This window comes from Aureimonas jatrophae, from assembly GCF_900104035.1.
GTDB classification, from domain to species: domain Bacteria; phylum Pseudomonadota; class Alphaproteobacteria; order Rhizobiales; family Rhizobiaceae; genus Aureimonas; species Aureimonas jatrophae.
On sequence record NZ_FNIT01000007.1, the window covers coordinates 201,572 to 220,497 of the forward strand.

17 protein-coding genes are annotated in these 18,926 nt (G+C 67.1%); 15 read left to right on the forward strand and 2 right to left on the reverse strand.

All coding sequences use genetic code 11. The features are described 5' to 3' along the window. Window positions 1–8 precede the first annotated feature (8 nt). The 3 genes from BLQ76_RS15985 (at window position 9) to BLQ76_RS15995 (ending at window position 1,746) form a co-directional block, all read left to right on the forward strand. On the forward strand, window positions 9–767 hold the full coding sequence (locus tag BLQ76_RS15985; protein WP_090675295.1) for an alpha/beta hydrolase: 759 nt from the start codon (window positions 9–11) through the stop codon (window positions 765–767). A 67-nt stretch (window positions 768–834) separates the two neighbouring features. Further along, a complete protein-coding gene (locus BLQ76_RS15990; protein WP_090675298.1) occupies window positions 835–1,269 on the forward strand; it encodes a GlcG/HbpS family heme-binding protein in 435 nt (144 codons plus the stop codon). A gap of 45 nt (window positions 1,270–1,314) precedes the next feature. Then, entirely contained in the window at window positions 1,315–1,746 is a 432-nt protein-coding gene (locus BLQ76_RS15995) for a DUF2721 domain-containing protein (protein ID WP_090675300.1), read from the forward strand. 483 nt (window positions 1,747–2,229) lie between these two features. Here BLQ76_RS15995 and BLQ76_RS21770 read toward each other — a convergent pair whose 3' ends face one another. Continuing rightward, a complete protein-coding gene (locus BLQ76_RS21770; RefSeq protein WP_139184029.1) occupies window positions 2,230–2,889 on the reverse strand; it encodes a hypothetical protein in 660 nt (219 codons plus the stop codon). 369 nt (window positions 2,890–3,258) lie between these two features. Here BLQ76_RS21770 and BLQ76_RS16005 point away from each other — a divergent pair, with 369 nt between their 5' ends. The 12 genes from BLQ76_RS16005 (at window position 3,259) to BLQ76_RS16065 (ending at window position 18,056) form a co-directional block, all read left to right on the forward strand. Next, window positions 3,259–3,717: a Ros/MucR family transcriptional regulator gene (locus tag BLQ76_RS16005; protein ID WP_090675306.1), complete on the forward strand. Its 459-nt coding sequence runs from the start codon at window positions 3,259–3,261 to the stop codon at window positions 3,715–3,717. 79 nt (window positions 3,718–3,796) lie between these two features. Beyond that, complete coding sequence (locus BLQ76_RS16010; protein WP_139184030.1) at window positions 3,797–3,976, forward strand: hypothetical protein; 180 nt, start codon at window positions 3,797–3,799, stop codon at window positions 3,974–3,976. Window positions 3,977–4,782: 806 nt separating this feature from the next. Further along, on the forward strand, window positions 4,783–6,495 hold the full coding sequence (locus BLQ76_RS16020; RefSeq protein WP_139184031.1) for a calcium-binding protein: 1,713 nt from the start codon (window positions 4,783–4,785) through the stop codon (window positions 6,493–6,495). Between the two features lie 98 nt (window positions 6,496–6,593). Continuing rightward, on the forward strand, window positions 6,594–8,159 hold the full coding sequence (locus BLQ76_RS16025; RefSeq protein WP_090675317.1) for an AMP-binding protein: 1,566 nt from the start codon (window positions 6,594–6,596) through the stop codon (window positions 8,157–8,159). A 17-nt stretch (window positions 8,160–8,176) separates the two neighbouring features. Further along, window positions 8,177–9,364 carry an acetyl-CoA C-acyltransferase gene (locus BLQ76_RS16030; RefSeq protein WP_090675320.1) on the forward strand — a complete coding sequence of 396 codons (1,188 nt, stop codon included), beginning with the start codon at window positions 8,177–8,179 and terminating at the stop codon, window positions 9,362–9,364. A gap of 15 nt (window positions 9,365–9,379) precedes the next feature. Further along, window positions 9,380–10,093: a TetR/AcrR family transcriptional regulator gene (locus BLQ76_RS16035; protein WP_090675324.1), complete on the forward strand. Its 714-nt coding sequence runs from the start codon at window positions 9,380–9,382 to the stop codon at window positions 10,091–10,093. A 115-nt stretch (window positions 10,094–10,208) separates the two neighbouring features. Then, window positions 10,209–11,114, forward strand: a complete 906-nt coding sequence (locus tag BLQ76_RS16040) for an SDR family NAD(P)-dependent oxidoreductase (RefSeq protein WP_090675326.1) — start codon at window positions 10,209–10,211, stop codon at window positions 11,112–11,114. Window positions 11,115–11,211: 97 nt separating this feature from the next. Further along, window positions 11,212–12,249 carry an ABC transporter permease gene (locus BLQ76_RS16045; RefSeq protein WP_090675328.1) on the forward strand — a complete coding sequence of 346 codons (1,038 nt, stop codon included), beginning with the start codon at window positions 11,212–11,214 and terminating at the stop codon, window positions 12,247–12,249. A 27-nt stretch (window positions 12,250–12,276) separates the two neighbouring features. Next, on the forward strand, window positions 12,277–13,263 hold the full coding sequence (locus BLQ76_RS16050; RefSeq protein ID WP_090675330.1) for a sugar ABC transporter substrate-binding protein: 987 nt from the start codon (window positions 12,277–12,279) through the stop codon (window positions 13,261–13,263). 121 nt (window positions 13,264–13,384) lie between these two features. Further along, the gene (locus BLQ76_RS16055; protein WP_090675333.1) at window positions 13,385–15,517 is read left to right on the forward strand and encodes an ABC transporter permease; all 2,133 of its coding nucleotides are present in this window, start codon (window positions 13,385–13,387) and stop codon (window positions 15,515–15,517) included. Further along, entirely contained in the window at window positions 15,514–16,554 is a 1,041-nt protein-coding gene (locus BLQ76_RS16060) for an SMP-30/gluconolactonase/LRE family protein (RefSeq protein WP_090675335.1), read from the forward strand. The genes BLQ76_RS16055 and BLQ76_RS16060 overlap by 4 nt, the downstream gene beginning before the upstream one ends. Next, complete coding sequence (locus BLQ76_RS16065) at window positions 16,551–18,056, forward strand: sugar ABC transporter ATP-binding protein (protein WP_090675338.1); 1,506 nt, start codon at window positions 16,551–16,553, stop codon at window positions 18,054–18,056. Before BLQ76_RS16060 ends, BLQ76_RS16065 begins: the two co-directional genes overlap by 4 nt. A 255-nt stretch (window positions 18,057–18,311) precedes the next feature. Here BLQ76_RS16065 and BLQ76_RS16070 read toward each other — a convergent pair. Continuing rightward, window positions 18,312–18,926: SDR family NAD(P)-dependent oxidoreductase (locus BLQ76_RS16070; RefSeq protein WP_090675380.1), on the reverse strand; the 615-nt coding region annotated here is incomplete at its 5' end.

Genomic DNA, 18,926 nt, shown 5'->3' on the forward strand with positions numbered 1-18,926 from the left:
GATTCGTCATGATCCGCAAGCTGACCGGGCTGCTCGCCCTCGCAACCGTCGCCGCGCCCATCCTGCCGGCGCACGCCGCAGACAAGCCATTCTCCGTCGTTCTCGTCCATGGCGCCTTCGTCGACGCTTCGGGCTGGCGTGCGGTCCATGACCGCCTGACCGAGGACGGTTACGAAGTTCTAGTCGTTCAGAACCCCACGATCACGCTCGAGGACGACGTGGCGATCACGCAGAAGGCCATCGCCAAGGCCAAACATCCCGTCATCCTGGTGGGCCACTCCTACGGCGGCTCGGTCATCACCGAAGCGGGCAACGATCCCAAGGTCCGCAGCCTCGTGTATCTCGCTGCGTTCGCACCCGATGTCGGAGAGTCTGTTGCCAAGCTGGCGGAGACGCCGGTACCGGGCGAGCCAGGCGCGCCGTTGCTGCCCCCGGCCGACGGCTTCCTGATCGTGGATCCCGCCAAGTTCCCGGCCGCCTTCGCAGCCGACGTCGACCCGGGGACGACCGCCTTCATGGCGAGGGCGCAGGTTCCATGGGGACTGGACGCCGTGGGCGGGGTGATCACCCACGCGGCATGGAAATCGAAGCCGAGCTACTTCATGGTGACCACGCAAGATCGCATGGTGCCACCGACCGCCCAACGCACGATGGCCAAGCGTGCTGACGGCAAGACCCAGGAAATCGCAAGCAGCCATGCCGTGATGATGTCTCGTCCGGACGAAGTCGCGGCGTTCATCGAGAGCGCCGACGGATCGAAGCAGTAGTTCGGGGAAATGCTTGGCGCCGGCACCGCGATCCAGGCGTCAAGCATCGTTCACCGGGAGAACAGTCATGCCACGTACCTATCTCACGCTCGAATATGCCGATGCCCAGCACATGATCGCTGCCGCCGAGGTCGCTGCGGACGCTCTGAACATACCGTACTGCATCGCCGTCGTTGACGCGGGTGGGCATCTTCTGGCCTTCGCACGTCAGGACGGTGCCCTGATCGGCTGCATCGACCTCGCCATCCAGAAGGCGCGTACCGCACGTCTGTTCGACAACCGGACCGCGGAGTTGAGTCGAATGGCCCAGCCGGGAGCGGACCTCTACGGCATCCAGCATAGCAATGGCGGCGAAGTGATGCTGATCGGCGGTGGTCTGCCCGTGTTCCGGAACGGGACCGTGGTCGGCGCGATCGGTGCCAGCGCCGGTACCGTCCGGCAGGACGTCGAGGTGGCGGAAGCGGCGATCGCGGGGCTACCGCCCGAGATCGACGGACTCTAAGGAAACGCCAAGCAATCCTGCCGGTGCCTCGGGGAGGACGACGAGATGATCGACGCCGCATCCGTTTCGAACGTGGTCGAGACGATCCGTATCGCCGTCACGCCAGTCTTCCTGCTCACCGGGATCGGTGCACTCCTCGGCGTCATGACGGGTCGGCTTTCCCGCATAATGGATCGAGCGCACCAGCTCGAAAACGATCCGGATCCAACGTCAGGCAATCGACGCCTGGAGATGGACCTCACCTACACGAGAATGAAGCTCATCAAGCTTGCGGTTCTCCTCTCCGTCGTTTCCGTATTCGTGGTCTGCCTCGTCATCGCGCTTTTGTTCGTCTCGACCCTCGTCGGCCTTCACATCGACATCGCCGTCGCTCTCGCCTTCATCGTATCGATGCTGCTGCTGATGGCTGGCCTTCTGTGCTTCCTGATAGAGGTCACCTTGGCACTCCGCTTGCTCGGGAAACCACGCGATCACTAATCCGGCGAATGACGTCCCGTGCGACCGGCGGACATCGGTCTCGCTGGCATGTCATCGGATACCCGCCGGACACCTCCGTATCCCCACGGGACGAGTGGTCCATGCGTGCAGGGGGACGAGTGCCGGGTTTCGGACCGATATCCATCGGGTCAGAATCTCCGGAAGGATCGCGATCGCACCAGCACGGGAAGGGATCTCCGCTTCCATTCCTCCGACATCTCGAAAACGTCATATCCTGCTGGTCGACCGGTCCTACAGGAGGACATCCTACAGGAGGACATCGGAGACGCCTTCTCTGCACCTGTCTCCGAAAAGACCTCGGCCAAGGTCGGCCATGCACCCAGTTCGCAGCACGAACGGCATGCCATTGAGGAACTGCCGGTTGTCGTGGGCCCGAGTGTCCGAGCCTTCCGCGGGAGCGCAAGACCAAGACGCTCCGGTCGTCGACGGGATCGAACGTTCGAGGGCGCGACGGGTCGGGGACTACTTCGGCTTCGCTTCCGCTGCGACTTCCAGCATGGACACCGGCCTATAGCCTACCGCCGCCCTGATCTCGTCCAGCGGCGGGCGGCGCCGTTCTTCGATGAAGAATGCGATGGGTGTGCCGGTCCGGCTTCGGATGCCTCTCTCGTCGACGGCCACGGGCCAGGCGTCGACGTCTTCGCCGTCCCATATGCACACCAGCGACCCTCGGCTGACGCAATGGCCCACGTCCTCGGGAGTTCTAGCACGTCCGACGAGTTCGACCGTCGCCAGCGCGGACGGGGACGATCCGACCATGTCGCCTTCGATGGACGGCGTGAAGGCATCGGCGTCTGGAGCGACATCGCCCGGCACCTCTCCGCGCTCGGCCGATGGTGACTCCGGCGGAAAGTCCTCGTCTGCGATCGGGGTCTCGACGGGTTCGAGGAGAACCTCGTCGTCGGCGGTGAGTTGCGGGCCACCGCTCCAGGGACCGAGGTCGTATGGGCTCGACGACCGCCCGGACGAGCGGGGTGTGTATGGACGTCGGGAAGGAGCCGACCAGGATGAGCTGGACGACCTCGACCAGGAGGACGACTTTCCACCTCCACGCCCGCCACGCGCTTCGGCATCCATCGCGAACGAGAAGCATACGGAGGCGGCGAGCACGTATCGAAGCATGGCAAGTCCCTTTGCGAACCGCACCGTCCTACGCGCTGCAATTGTAGGAAGACTGAACGTCGTAGAACAAAATTGAAGCGTTGTCGGTCGCGATCCGTGCGATCGGCGTCGTCGCCCGGTTGCATGCTTCGTCCGCACTGGAACGGAATCGTTTCACCGTGGCGATGAACGGATGGCGTCCGCTTCCGGGCAGCGGACTTCCGGCGATCCAGGCTGCCGGGTAGCGGGAATGATTTCTACCTGCAGTGGGCGACGGCGACCGAGCGGTCTCGGTCGTGAGCCGACGAAGCCCGGTCCGTGGATCCGGAGGCTCGTCATCCGCCGTGCGGCGCGGTTTGCGGTAGAAGCCCAGCCGTGCGAGACGGGGCCATGTCACCGAGCGAGGACACCATGGCCGACAACCCCGCCGACCGCGAGGTCCTCGTCGTCGAGACGGCGCAGATCGTGAAGAGCTATGTCGCGCACAACCATGTCCCCCGGGACGATGTCGCCGGCCTCATCGAAGCCGTGTTCGCGGCCCTGGTGACGCTGGATGCCTCGCCATCTGCCGTGGCCGGGCCGGCAGCGCAGGAGCCCGCGGTTCCGATCCGCAAATCGGTGACGGCCGACTACCTGATCTGCCTGGAGGACGGACGGTCGTTCAAGTCGCTCAAGCGTCATCTGGCGGCGCACTACGATCTGACGCCTGCCGAGTACCGTGCCAAGTGGGGCCTGCCTCCCGACTATCCGATGATAGCGGCGAACTACGCGGCGCAGCGTTCGCAGTTGGCACGCGACATGGGTCTGGGCCGCAAGCCGAAGATGGACAGAGACACGGACGCCGGTTGAGCGGAAGCGTTCACCTCTGTTCGCCATCGAAGCACACGCTCGGCGGTCGCCGTCGGCGCGAGGGAGGGGCACCGGCATGATGGACGGCGAAGACGTCTACCGCGCCCGGATCGCCGCGTGCCTGAAGGCCGCGGACGCCGAACCGCTTTCGCAGATGAAGGCGCGGCATCTGGCTGCGGCGCGGTCCTGGCAGGCGTTGCTGGATGCCGAGATCGAACGCAAGCGGAGCGCTCTCGCGGAGCGGGCTCCCGATCGGTAGCCGATCCGGATGCCGACGCCGTCATCCAGACCAGGACGCTCTTCCATGAATCAAGCCGGAGTTCGAGACGTTCGATGAAGCGACCCGTCAAGCCGTTCGTCGTGGAACATAGGCGCCGCGTGCGCGGTGGGGCCGGCGAGCCTCCCGGCCTCTGGTCCGATGCGACGGGACGAGCGCTTCGCCAGATGGTTCGCGACCGGGATCGGGACGGGAAGCAGGTCGAGGACCAGGTCCGGGAGCCCGGCGACGACCGTCCGGTCGCTGCCGCACCCGCACGTCCCCGCATCCTGGAAGCGAGACCCTCCGTCCCTACGGGCGACGAACCAGCACGCGTCCCGGGCGTCGTCGATCCTGGAACGCGACGCGTTCGACAGACCCGCCTTCGCCCGACCCATGATCACGACGAGTTCGACCATGCCGAGAACGCCGGCGACGACCCGGTGTCCGACGCGACCGTCGCCAGGCCGTCCGACATTCCGGTCGAGGCGGCGGAAGCCTCGAAAGCTCGGGTGGAGAGTTTGCGAGCCAGGCGTGCCGCGGCCCGGAAGGGTTTACCCCTGCACGAGCGGTGGAAGTGGGACCTCCGGTTCTAGCGGCTGGTCCCCTGGATGGCGGCGAGCGAGGCGCGCCAGCCAGTGTTCGGTGCCGTCCTGCCGACTGCGGTGCGTCGATAGCGAACCGTGCCAGGAGTCAGACAGCTTCTAGTTCGATTAAACGTTCACTCGCTTGAGAGTTTGTGTTGCGTGGTCTGTCGGCCCGTGCCATCATTCCGGCGTCGCCTCGGGAGGGCGCGTCGGGAGGACGGCATGGGGATGTTCGCCTACAAGGGGCACGACGCGTCGGCCCTGGTGATGGATGCCTACACGATCGCGACGAGCACTACGCTCGCCGGCTACGACATCGCCAAGCCGTTGCCGGCCGGTTGGAGCCGGCTGTCGGCGGATGAGCTCGGCATATCGGCTTCGAACGTGGACGCGCGTGGTGCCTTCAAGGGTGAGAGTGAGCTCGGGACGCGCGAGGATGCGGCGCAGTCCTACGTTCTCGGCAAGTACGATGCCGGAGGCATCCTGACCGAGATCGCGTTCTCGATCGCGGGCACCAACTCGCAGGCGGACAAGGCAGAGTGGCACAAGCTCGTCGACGCGTCCTACATCCGCAACTTCGACTACGTGCTCGACGCGGTCGAGACCTACGCGACGGCGCGGGGCCTGGACGGATCGGACGTGCTCGTGACCGGCTACAGTCTGGGCGGCGGCGCGGCCAACAACATGTACGAGGTTCGCGAGACGGCTTGGAACGGCTTCTACGCCGATGCGGACTTCGTAGCCTTCGCCGGACTTCAGAGCGCCGATGCGGACGACGGCATCTTCAATTTCGGATACGAGAACGACGTCATCTTCCGTGTCGATCTCGACTCGCCGCTCGTCGACTGGAACCGGCTCGCGACGGACGAAACCTACGTCCCCCCGGTGCCGGGCAACGATGGATCCTTCGCGTCGTCGACCGACAACGTGCTGCTCTTCGATACGATCAGGGCCTATGGCTGGGATCAGAACCATGTCGGTGCTGCCGCCGATTTCCCGTACGTGAAGGCCTACGGGTTCCAGCTGGACAACATCTTCGGCTGGTCGGCCCATCTGTCCGGCATCATGCAGAACCAGGTCGAGCGGATCGCGACCTCCAGCTTCTACGACCTGATGGACGAGGACAGTCACGTCGTCCTGACGCAGTACCAGACCGACGCGCTGAAGTCCGGCGAATGGCCGGGCTGGGACTTTTCCGGCATGAACCCGCCCCCCAACGTCTGGATCAAGGGTGGCGACGTCGCCGTGTCCACCTTTCTGGTCGGGGCAGGCACCGTCGACTGGCTCGAGGACGGCAAGCGCGACGACCATGTCGACGCGCTTGCCGGGGACGATCTGGTGCGCCTGTCGGGTGGGCACGACGTCGTCGCCGGAGGAGCGGGCACCGACACCGTGTTCCTGCTCGGCGGATGGTCCGACTACAAGGCCTTCAGGCTGGCGGACGGCACGCTGGTCCTCAACGACAAGACGTTGGCCCTAGGCGCGAAGGAACTCGTCGGCGTCGAGAAGATCGCCGTGGAAGGTCCGCTCCACGCCGCCAACGACGCGACGCTCGCGGTCTCGACCTCGCTTCTGACCTTCTCGGCGCACACGGAAGGAACCACGAGCGCCGACAGCATGGTCGGTACCGTCGGCACGGACGCCCTCTTCGGTCTGGCGGGCAACGACACGCTGGCGGGGGGAACCGGCGACGATACGCTTCATGGCGGAAGTGGTGACGACCGGCTGGACGCAGGCACCGGACGCAACGTCGTCCTCGGCGGCGACGGGGTCGATACGGCCGTCTTCCAGGGCGTCATGTCTCAATACGGATTCGGCCAGAACGGCTCCACGATCACCGTCACGAACGGTGGCGTGTCCGACCATCTCAACGGGGTCGAGTTCTTCGAGTTCGCCGACCGGACGATAGCCGTCGCCGACTTCTGGATGGTCTGAATCCGGCGGCGCCGGTCTCCGGCGCCTACCGCAGACCGAGTTCATGCAGCCGACGCCGTACCCATCGCGGTGCGTCCAGCCTCAACAGTGACGGTCCGATGCAGCCCTTCGAACTCACTCTGAACACGTTTCTCGATCACGCAGCCAGGTGGCACCCTCAGACCGAGGTGGTGACCGCACGCCAGGGCGAGACCTCGCGACGGATCGGCTATGCGGACCTGCGCGAAGGCGCGCTGCGGGTCCTCGCCCTTCTGACGGAGCTCGGCGTCGAGCCGGGTGACCATGTCGCCACGCTCGCCTGGAACAGCCAGACGCACATGGAAGTCTGGTACGGTATCATGGGGCTCGGCGCCGCCTGCCATACGCTCAATCCGCGGCTGACGGCGGACCAGCTCGCCGCCATGCTGCGCCAGTCGCAGGCGCGGGTCGCGATCGTCAGCGCCGACCTCCTGCCGCTCGCGCGACAGGTCGCGGCACGGATCCCGTTGCGATCGATCCTCGTGATCGACGGCGGAGTCGAGGAAGTCGGGGAGGGCGTCGCGTCCCTGGAGACGCTGGTCGCCACGAGGCGGCCCGCCGCCCGTTGGGCCGACGTCGGGGAGGACGCCCCGAGCGGCCTCTGCTTCACGTCCGGCACGACCGGGGCGCCGAAGGGCGTCGCCTACACCCACCGCTCCAGCTATCTCCACACGTTGCGACTGCTGCAAGCCGACGTCATGGGCTTCACGGCCCGCGACACGGTGCTCGCGGCGGTGCCGATGTTCCATGCCAATGCCTGGGGCCTGCCCTTCGCCGCGCCCGCCGTGGGCGCCAGGCTCGTGCTGCCTGGCCGCCATGCCGATGGGCGTAGCCTCGCCACCCTCATCGCGGACGAAGGCGTGACGGTCGCGGTCGGCGTGCCGACCGTCTGGATCGGACTGCTCGAACACGTGGAGACCCACGGCGAGACGCTACCCTCGTTGGAGCGCATCGTCGTCGGGGGATCGTCGATGCCGGCCGCCCTGATGGAGCGGCTGGAGCGCGTGCTCGGCATCGTGGTGCAGACGAGCTGGGGCATGACGGAACTGTCGCCCCTCGGTACCATGGCCTCCCCGGCCACCTCCCGAAGGGATGCGGGCGTGTCGGGCCGGCCGAGCGTCGGCATCGACCTTCTGCTGACCGACGCCGCCGGCCGACCGCTGCCCGAGCAACGCGGCGTCGAAGGGCACCTGCGCGTACGGGGCCCCGCCGTGGTGGAGCGGTATTTCGGACAGGACGAGCCCGTGACGGATGCGGACGGTTGGTTCGCCACCGGCGATCTCGCACGCCTCGACGCCGAGGGCAATCTCACGATCACCGGCCGGGCGAAGGACCTGATCAAGTCCGGGGGCGAGTGGATCAATCCCGCCCACATCGAGGAGATCGTCGGAGCCTTGCCGGAGGTCTCGATGGCTGCCGTGGTCGGGCGCACCGACCCCAAGTGGGGCGAACGGCCCATCCTGCTCGTCGAGATGCGCAAGGGCGCCGACATCGACGACCTCGATCTTCTCGGTTCCCTACGCGGTCAGGTCGCATCGTGGTGGATCCCCGAGACGGTGATCCGTCTTCCGGAGATGCCGAAGGCCGCGACGGGGAAGATCGACAAGATGCGTCTCCGCACCCTCTACAGCCAAGCCGCCGGCTGAGCCCGAGACATCCGTCCATGCGTGAAGCCTTCGTCGTCAGCACCGCCCGCACCGGCATCGGCAAGGCGTATCGTGGCGCCTTCAACGCCACGAAGTCGCCGACCCTCGCTGCCCATGCGCTCACCCATGCGATCGCGCGTGCCGGAATCGAGCCAGGCGAGGTGGAGGACTTCGTGCTCGGTACGGTGCTCGGCGCGGGCACCGCCGGCTCCAACGTCGCCCGCAACTCGCTCTTCGCCGCCGGGGTGCCAGTCGGCGTCGCCGCCCAGACGGTCGACCGGCAGTGCGCGTCGGGTCTCATGGCCATCGCCACGGCTGCCAAGCAGATCGTGGTCGACGGCATGGAAGTCGTCGCCGCCGGGGGGCAGGAGAACATCTCCGCCGTCCAGGACCGCTACTTCGCCTGGGTCGCCGAGGACGCCGATCCGAACGTCACCGCCAACGTGCCTTCGGCCTACATGCCGATGCTGCGCACGGCCGAGCGTGTCGCCGAGCGTTACGGCGTCGGTCGCGACGCCCAGGACGCATACGCCGCCGAGTCCCAGCGGCGCACGGCAGCCGCGCAGGTCGCCGGCCGCTTCGATGCGGAGATCGTTCCCTTCCAGACCGTGATGCGCGTCAAGGACAGGGAGACGGGCGACGTCTCCGAGCGAAGGGTCGTGATCGATAGGGACGAGGGAAACCGGCCGGACACGACTTGGGAATCCCTGTCCGCGCTGAAGCCGGTCGTGGAGGGCGGCTCGATCACGGTCGGAAACGCCAGTCAGCTGTCGGATGGCGCGTCCGCCTGCATCCTCATGGACGGGGCTAGCGTCGAGCGACGGGGGCTGACGCCGCTCGGCGCCTATCGAGGAATGGCGGTCGCCGGATGCGCGCCGGAGGAGATGGGCGTAGGGCCGCTCCACGCCGTGCCGAAGCTCCTGTCCCGACACGGCCTCGCGGTCGGCGACATCGGTCTCTGGGAGCTCAACGAGGCCTTCGCGGTGCAGGCGCTCTACTGCCGCGACCAGCTCGGCATCGATCCCGACGTCTACAACGTGAACGGCGGTGGCATCTCGATCGGCCACCCGTACGGGATGACGGGAGCGCGGCTCGTCGGTCACGCGCTGATCGAAGGCCGCCGGCGCGGCGCGAAATTCGTCGTCGTGACCATGTGCGTCGGAGGCGGGATGGGGGCCGCGGGCCTGTTCGAGGTATTCGGTTGAACCTATAGATCGGCCATGAACAAGCACACCCCTACCATCGAACCGGCCGTCCCGCCGAAGCGCCGCCGCCAGGGGACGAAGGCCGCCCAGCGCGCCGAGATGACCGAGCAGATCCTGGACGCCGCCGAGTTCCTGTTCTCGCGGCATGGTCTCTACGGCGTCACGCTGAAGGACGTCGCCAAGATGGTCGGCTCTCATCACACGCTGATCAACTACTACTTCGCGGACAAGAAGGCGCTCTTCGACGCCGTGTTCACCCGCCGGGCGGTGGTGACGAGCGAGCGGCGCATGCGCATGCTCGAGGAATACGAGGCCGCGTCGAAGGGCCGTCCGACGGTCGAGGGCGCGTTGCGCGCGTTTCTCGATACCGACCTCGACCTCTACATCGAGGGTGGCGAGGGCTGGAAGAACTATGCGGCACTCGGCGCCCAGGTCGCGAACACGCCGCTCTGGGGGGCCGAGCTGATGGATCGGCATTTCGACCCCGTGGTCCTGAAGCTCATAGAACTCCTGAAGGCCGCCATGCCGGGCTGCCCGGAGGAGGACATCTTCTGGGGATACCACTTCACCACGGGGGCGCTGATGCTGACCCTGGCGCGCACGGGCCGCATCGACAAGCTGTCCGGTGGGCTATGCCGGTCCGACGACTTCGTCGCGGTGAAGGAGCGCATGGCGACCTTCATGGCGGCCGGTTTCACTGAAATCTGCCGGTCCCGCTCGGAGAGCTGAGACCGTCGCCCGACCATGTTCCGCAGGGGTGCGTAGCGTCGGGGCGGCGGATAAACCCCTTGCAAAACTCTGGTTCATTCACTAGTGAGTTAGTAACTGAGCTTGGGAGGGATCGGTGACGAAACTCGAGGGGCGCGTCGCGATCGTGACGGGGGCGGGCGGCGGGCTCGGTCGGTCCCATGCCATGCTACTAGGCCATCTCGGTGCCCGCGTCGTCGTCAACGACACGAACGTCGCGGCGGCCGAGGCGGTCTCGCACGAGATCGCCGCCGCCGGCGGCTCCGCCATGCCGTTCGCGGCCTCGGTGACGGACGAGCCGCTTATCGACGCGATGGTGGCCAGCGCGATGCAGGCCTGGGGCCGCGTCGACATACTGGTCAACAACGCCGGGATCCTGCGCGACCGCTCCTTCGCCAAGATGACCATGACCGAGTTCCGCGAGGTGGTGGACGTGCACCTCATGGGCTCCGCGATCTGCACCAAGGCAGTATGGGCCATCATGCGGGCGCAGTCCTACGGCCGCGTGGTGATGACGACGTCTTCCTCCGGGCTCTTCGGCAGCTTCGGCCAGGCCAACTACGGCGCCGCCAAGATGGCGTTGGTCGGCCTGATGCAGACCCTGGCCCTCGAGGGCGAGAAGTACGACATCCGCGTCAACTGCCTGGCCCCGACCGCCTCGACGGCGATGACCGACGGCATCCTTTCGCCCGAGGCGTCCGATCTTTTCTCGCCCGGGCTCGTCAGTCAGGGCCTGCCGGCCCTCGTCGGCGAGGCGGCGCCGACGCGGGCGATCCTATGCGCCGGTGCTGGCCACTTCGCCCGTGCCTACGTCACGCTGACGCACGGTGCCTTCGCCGGCGATGCCGTTGGCGTCGCCGAGCGTTGGGATGCGATCGGGGCCCGCGAGGGCGACGGAGTGCCAACCTACGGCCTCGCGCAGATGGAACGGGAACTGTCGAGCGCCAGAGAGGCCGAAGACGCGTGGGACGACGCAGCCGACGTAGGTCGCGCCGTAGCCTAGGAATGCCTGCTCGCGCACGATCCCGGAGAAGGGCGGCGCGGCGGAGGGCGAGCATCGGACAGGGGCCGCTCGATCGGCCAGCACGGGGAGGAACGACATGCATCCGTTCGCAGCGGCCGGCCGCCTCGCCGCGTCGGCTTCGCCCATGCCGACCAAGGCCAAGCGCTCGGGCAACCAGCTCGAGCGGATCGTCACCGGCGTGCTCACCGCACTGGTCCTCGTCTTCTCGGTTTCGATCGACGGCTTCCTCAGCCTCGGCAACCTCCAGGTCATCCTGTCCAACTCCGCTTCGCTCGCCATCCTGAGCTGCGGCATGGCGGTCGTCGTGATCTCGCGCGGGCTGGACCTCTCGCTGGTCGCGCAGATGACCGCCGGCGCGACCGTGTTCGGCATCCTTCTCGCCAACGGCGTCGCGGCACCCGTGGCGGTCGGCGCATCGCTCGCGGCGATCGTCCTGATCGGCTTCCTCAACGCCTGGCTAATCGCCTATGTCGAGATCCCGGCCATGCTGGCGACTCTCGCTTCATCCATGTTCATGGTCGGCTTCCTGCGCTTCGCGGTGCTGCGCGGCGAGTTCCTCCTGCTTTTGCCCAAGTCCGATCCGACGGTCGCCTTCCTCGCCAGCAGCCTACCGATTGGCCTGTCGGTCCCCGTCCTCCTGATGCTCGCGACCGTCGCCGCCACCTGGTTCCTACTCGCCCGCTCGACGGCGGGACGGATCACCTACGCGATGGGCGACAACTTCCAGGCGGCACGCCTGACCGGACTCCCGGTCCGCCGCACGACCATCGTGGTCTACGTCTTCGCAGGTCTCACTGCGCTCGTCGCCGGCCTCGTCACGGCCTCGGCCAGCGGTGCCGTCGACTTCCGCACCGTCACCAACGGAACGCTGATCTTCGACGTCATCCTGGCTGTCGTGCTCGGCGGCATCCCCCTGCGAGGCGGGCGGGGCGGCGTGCGCAACATCGTCGTCGGCGTCGCCCTCATCGCCGTACTGCGCAACGGCATGACGCTGATGGATTTCACGACGCAGACCCAGGACATGCTGAAGGGCGTCGTCCTGCTCTCCGCGATCGTCGTCGACAACCACTTCAACCCCAGGGACGCCGAAACGGACACCGTCGGCGACCTCTGACCGAACCGCAGAAACGGGAGGAACACCATGACGAAGACAGTGAAGAGTCTGATGCGCCGCACGGCTGCCGGCCTCATGATAGGCGCCGTCGCTTTCGCGACCACGGGCGCGAGCGCCCAGGCCGAAGGCGCGATGGCGGGCAAGAAGGTCATCTTCGTGCCCATCGCCATGGGCATCTCGCTCACCGAGGGCTGGGCGCGCCGCATGAAGGAACACGCGACCGCTAACGGCTACACGCTTGACATCCGCGACCCGGCCTTCAACACCGGCGTGATGTCGGAGCTTCTGGCCAAGGCCATCAGCGAGAAGCCGGACGTGCTCGTCGTCCACAACCCGACCGTCCAGCTCCTGGCGCGCCAGATCCGCCAGGCGGAGGCGCAGGGGATCAAGGTCCTCCAGATCAACCTCCAGTCCAGCCAGCCCTCCACCGCCTTCGTCGGCGCGAACTGGGAGCGGATCGGACACGAGATCGCCGAGGACATCGTCAAGGAATGCGGCACGGGCAGCGGCAAGTCGGGCAAGGTCGCCATCATTCCCGGCCAGCTGACGGCGGCCGACAGCGTGATGATGAACGAAGCGGCGATGAAGGTCTTCGCCGAGCATCCCGAGATCGAGGTCGTCTCCAACCAGGCGTCCGACTGGGAGCCCGAGAAGGCCCGCCAGATCACGACGACCGTGCTCCAGCAGAGCCCCGACCTCTGTGCCATCTTCGGCCATTGGGACGTCCATACCATGGGCGCGGGCAATGCCGTGAAGGACGCGGGCAAGACCGACGACGTCCTGGTGTACGCCACTGGCGGGGGCGACGACGTGACCTGCAAGGCTGTCGAGGACGGAGTGCTCGACCGGGTCTGGAGCTACGACGCGGACGGGCAGGGACAGGACGCGGGCGAGATCGTCGACCGTCTCCTCCAGGGAGCGACCGGCGACGGCTCGCCGCTGCAGGTCGAGTCGAAGCTTAAGATCATCAAGGCGGGCGCGAGCTACGATCCGTCGCTGTGCTGGAAGCGCTGAGGCGCATCCCCTTCGCTCCGGGTAGCCCCGTGATGTCCGGAGCGGCTTCCGATCGGTCCCAGACCACCCACAGGCGTCCGTCCGGACGCACGGCGACGAACGCCCCGGAGGGAACGCTGCCATGAGCCTCGACGTCCCATTCTCCGCGTTGCGCAGGCAGCCCGTCCCGCGGCTCGTCCTGTCGCCGAGACGCATCCTGTCCGACATGCTGTCCAAGGGGTGGATCGAGAGCCTGATCCCCTTCGTCGCGCTCGTCTGCGTCGCAGCCGGCGTGCTGTTGACGACGGACGGCTACTTCGCGGCCTCGAACCTGCGCAACCTCGCGCAGTACGCGACCGACGGTGGCCTCGTGGTCCTGGCGCTGCTGATCGTCGTGGCGGTCGGCGGCATCGACCTGTCGGTCGGCTCCAACTTCGCGATGTCGGCCTTCGTCGCGCTCTTCTGCTTCCACATCCTCCAGCTCCCGGTACCCGTGGTGCTCCTGGCAGCGCTAGCCTCCGGTGCCCTCGTCGGCGTGGTCAACGGCGTCGTCGCGGGGCTCATGGGCTGTGGCGCGCTGCTGACGACGCTCGGCACCATGATCACGATGAGGGGCCTCTACACCCTGGGTTCGCAGGCATGGCTCGTCGAAATCTCCGGCTCCGCCCGCATGGACGACCTCTGGGACTTCATCGGTTTCGAGAAGGTGCTGACGCTGCCCGTCGGCTTCTGGGCACTGGTGGCAGTCGTCGCCATCGTCTTCGTCATGTTCCGCCAGAGCCGCTTCGGCTGGCACGTGCTGGCCGTCGGCGGAAACCGCAAGGCGGCGCGCCACGGCGGCATCCGCGTCAGGACGACGGTGTTCCTCGCCTATGTCTGCGCCGGATTCCTCGTCGGGCTCGCTGGCTTCTTCTTCGCCGCCCGACAGAACAGCATCGGCTCCGATACCGGCATCGGCCTCGAGCTGTTCGCCCTGACCGCCCTCGTGGTGGGTCTCGGCGGCTTCGTGCCGGGGCGTGGCGCCGTGATGTCGGTGCTGATCGGCTTCGCGACGATCTATATCCTCAACAACGCGATGGTGAACGGCGGCTTCCGTGGCGACTTCGTCCAGTTCAGCCTCGGCGCGATCATCCTCGCGATCCTCGCGATCGACGTGAAGTTCCGCAAGAACCGCCATCGGCTCCTCGCCTCGTCCTATCTCGATCCCGCCACCTACGATCCGGGACCTGTCAAGGGCATGGACGGCCTGATGCCGGACGAGACCGTGCCCAAGCTCGCGAGAGCCGATATTCTCGTAGCCGGACAGGTCGACGGGCCGGAGGACGTCCTTCTCGACCGCGACGGCAACATCTACTGCGGTAGCCGCGACGGCTATCTCTATCGGATCCCGGGCCCCGACCACGACAGCGCCGAGGTGCTCGCCAAGATCGGCGGCCGTCCGCTCGGGCTGGCGCTCGACGCCGAGAACCGGATCGTCGTCTGCGTCGCCGGCATGGGTCTCGTGCGGGTCACGATGGCGGGCGAGGTCGAGCTCCTGACCTACGAGACCGAGCGCAGCCTGTTCAGCCTGCGCGACGACACCGCCATCCGCATGGCAGACGACCTCGACATCGCGCCGGACGGTACGATCTTCTTCACCGACGCCACCAAGCGCTACGACATCGACGACTGGGGCCTCGATCTCCTGGAAGGGCGCCCGAACGGCCGCCTCCTGTCCTACGATCCGAAGACGCGCAGGACCCGCACCGTCTGCGACAACCTACGCTTCCCGAACGGCGTCTGCCTGACCCACGACGGCAAGCATCTCCTGGTCGCCAGCACCTGGGAGTGTTCGATCCTGATCTTCGATCTCGACCGGCTCTCGGACGGACCGCGCGTCTTCGCCGACGGCCTGCCGGGATACCCCGACAACGTGAACCGGGCCTTGGACGGCAGCTACTGGGTGGCACTGGCGGGCATGCGCAACCCGGTCTTCGACCTCGCCATGCGCCATCCCGACATGCGTCGCCGCATGGCCAGGAGCGTGCCGCCGACCAACTGGCTCTTCGGCAACCTCAACGTCGGCGGCGTCCTCAAGGTGGATGCGAAGGGTCAGGTCGCGGACGCGCTGTGGGATGCACCGGACGGCCCCCTCTACATGATCACCTCCATGCGGGAGCACGAGGGCGCGCTCTATCTCGGCGGCGTGACCAACAACAAGATCGGGCGCCTCGGCGTCGCCGGCGCCGACGCCTGTTGGCGGGGGCCGGACAGCTACTGGGGAGCGGCACGATGAACTTTCTCGCTCGCAAGCGGCAGGCCGCGCCCTTCATGACGCTGGAGGGCGTCGTCGGTCCGAACCAGCGCCTCGACCAGGCCGACGCCGTATCGGTCCAGTCGCCCGACACGCTCTGCCCGCTCCACGATGGCCGGCTTCTCCTCTCCTCCGGGCGCCAGGTGCTGGCGCTCAATGCGTGGGGCGGGGAGCCGGAATTCTGGGCAGCCTTCGCCGCGCCCGTCACCGCGCTCGCCCAGAGCCCTGGCGGACGGGTGGCCGTGGGCCTCGGCGCAGGCGGTCTGGCGGTGTTGGACGCGGACGGGCGGCCCGTCGCAGGCTGGTCGCACCCGATAGGACAACTCGCCTCCGTCATCGACCTCGTCTTCCGTACCGACGACGAACTCATTCTCGTCGATTGCGGTCGGAGCGACACGGACGACCTTCTTTCCGCCGCCGCATGGGACGACGAGGCGCGTGGGCAGGTGGTCTCGCTGCGCCACTCGGGCGAGCTGCGCGTGATCCTGCCCGGTCTGCACTATCCGATGGGCGTATGCCTCGATGCCAAGGGCGGCCTTCTCGTCTCGCTTCTGGAACGTGCCGCGATCGTCGACGAGACGGGGCGGGTGCTCCAGGCCGGCTATCCGGGCTATGCGGGCCGGCTGCGGCGCCATCGCGACGGCTACGTCCTCGCCTGCCTGTCGCGCCGGGATCCGCTGGTCGAGTTCCTGAAAAGCGAGCCCGCCTTCGTCGCGGAGATGAAGGCGACGATCGCGCCCAGACATTGGATCGGTCCTCGTCTCGACGCGGCGTTCTCGCACGATCTACCCATCGAGCTCGGCGCGACGCGTCTCTATGGCGAGGTCAAGCCCTGGGCGCCGTCCTTCTCCTACGGCCTTCTCGTCACGCTCGACGACGCGCTCATGCCGACGGGCTCGGCGCAGTCGCGTGCCGACGGCCGGCGCCATGCGATCGGCGACGTGGCGTCCTGGGGCGGTAGCCTATTGGCGACGAGCCGCGCGAGCGGCGAGATCCTCAAGATCGGAGACGACCTATGACCGGTTCCGACACGCGCCCCGTCGTCCAGCTCGATGCGGTCAGCAAGATCTACGGCGGCGTCGCGGCGCTGGACGAGGCGAGCTTCGAGCTGCGTCCCGGCGAGATCCACGCGCTGGTCGGCGAGAACGGCGCGGGCAAGTCGACGCTCTGCAAGCTGATCGCCGGTGTCGTCTCGCCTACCACCGGCACGATCCTAATCGACGGCGAGGCGGCCGTCTTCGGCGCTCCCAAGGACGCCAGCCGGCGAGGCATCTCGATGGTCTATCAGGAGACCAGCCTGGTGCCGCAACTCACCGTCGCCCAGAACATCGTGCTCGGCCGCGAAGGTGCGTTCAACTCGGTCCGCAAGGTCCAGAACGCGGCACGCCAGGTCCTGCAACGCCTCAACTTCAAGGTCGAGCCGTCGCAGCTTGCCGGCTCGCTCTCGGCGGCCAAGCGGCAAATGGTGGAGATCGCCCGTGCGGTCTTCAACGAGGCCCGTGTCATCATCTTCGACGAACCCACGGCCGCCCTGACTCCGGAGGAGACGGACCACCTCTTCGACCTGATGCGCTCGCTCCAGCGCTCGGGTGTCGCGATGATCTTCATCTCGCATGCGCTGGAGGAGGCGCTGACCTATGCCGATCGCATCTCGGTCCTGCGCAACGGGCGGATGATGGTCTCGGGGCCGGCGGCCGACTTCGACCGTGCCCGACTCATCCGCCACATGATCGGCGAGGAGCTCAACGAGCGCAGCGGAGCGCCGAGCGAGGTGCGCCGACCCCGCTCGGCCCTACCGGTGCTGCGCGTCGAGAACGTGCGCATGGGCGCCATGGTCAACAACATGTCCTTCTCGGTCTTTCCGGGCGAGATCACCGGCATCGCAGGACTCATCGGCTCCGGCCGCAGCGAGGTCGCCAAGGTCATCGCCGGACACACCAAGCGCAATTTCGACGGCGGCCGGATCTGGCTGGACGGGCGCGAGGTACGTTACGCGCTGCCGTCGGAAGCCGTAGCGGACGGCATTGCCTACGTCAGCGAGGATCGGAAGCTCGACGGCTTCTTCGACACGATGTCGGTCGCCGACAATATCGGTCTCGGTTGGATCGCCAAGTTCGGACGGCGACAGCCGATCGCGCCGCTCGGCCGCCTCAAGGCGATCGCCAAGGACTGGGAACAGCGCCTCGCCATCCGGCGTCTTGGCGAACATCAGTCGGTGATGCAGCTGTCGGGAGGTAACCAGCAGAAGGTGGTCATCGCAAAGTCGCTGGTACAGGAGCCGCGCCTCGTGATCTTCGACGAGCCGACGCGTGGCGTCGACGTCGGTGCCATCGCCGGCATCCGTCAGATCATCCGCGACATCGCCGACAGCGGCGCGGGCGTCGTTCTGATCTCGTCCTACCTGCCGGAGATCCTAGACCTGTCCGACCGCATCCTAGTGGCGAAGAGCGGTACCATCGCAGCCGAGTTCTCGCGCGCTGAGGCCAATGCGGAGCGGGTTCTGCAGGCTGCCATCCACTAGAAGCGAATGGCACTACATTCTGGTCGCGCCCGCGCCCCACGCCGTTCTGCAATCGACGTCCGACGACGGTGGTTTCCGAGAGACGCAATCGCGCGGTAGATACCTGAGAAGCGTCTGTTGCAGAAAGAGTGCTTCCAAGCCTCCGCTTCCGCGGTGCCGGTCGGCAGTGTCGTGTGGAAACCTGCCAGTCCGCTTCGGAGCGGTGTCCGGAAGAAAGCAGACATCGTCCCATGCCGAATGGTGCGGGATCAAGCCTCAGCCGGTAAACCCGCCCGAAGCCACGATGCGGTCGCCGGTGATCCAGGAGGCATCGTCAGAGGCGAGGAACGCGACCGCCCGAGCGATGTCCGCGGGTTGCCCAAGCCGCCCGAGCGGCGTCCGGCCGACCATCTCGGTCTCGAACGGGCTGCCGATGAAGCCCGCGCTCTCGATGCCCTCGGTGTGCGTGCCGCCTGGGGCAAGCGTGTTGACGCGGATGCCGCGGGGACCCAACTCGGCGGCGAACGCCCGCGTCAGGCAGTCCAGCGCACCCTTCGTAGCCGAATAGACCGCCATGCCCGGAACCGCACGGACGCTGTCGATCGAGCCGATGTTGACGATGCTGCCGCCCGCCGGTCCAAAGTGCCGTGCCGCCTCCTGAATGGTCTGGATGACGCCAAGGACGTTGGTGTCGAAGTGGCGGTGGAACTCGTCCGGCGTGATGTTGCCGAGCGGCGTCGGGCCGTAGACGGCCGCGTTGTTTACAAGAATGTCGAGCGAGCCGTAGGCGGCTATCGCCCGTGCGAACAGGCGCTTTACATCCTCGCCATTCGCAACGCTGGCCCGCACGGCGATCGCCTCGCCGCCACCGGCCGTGATCTCGGCCACGAC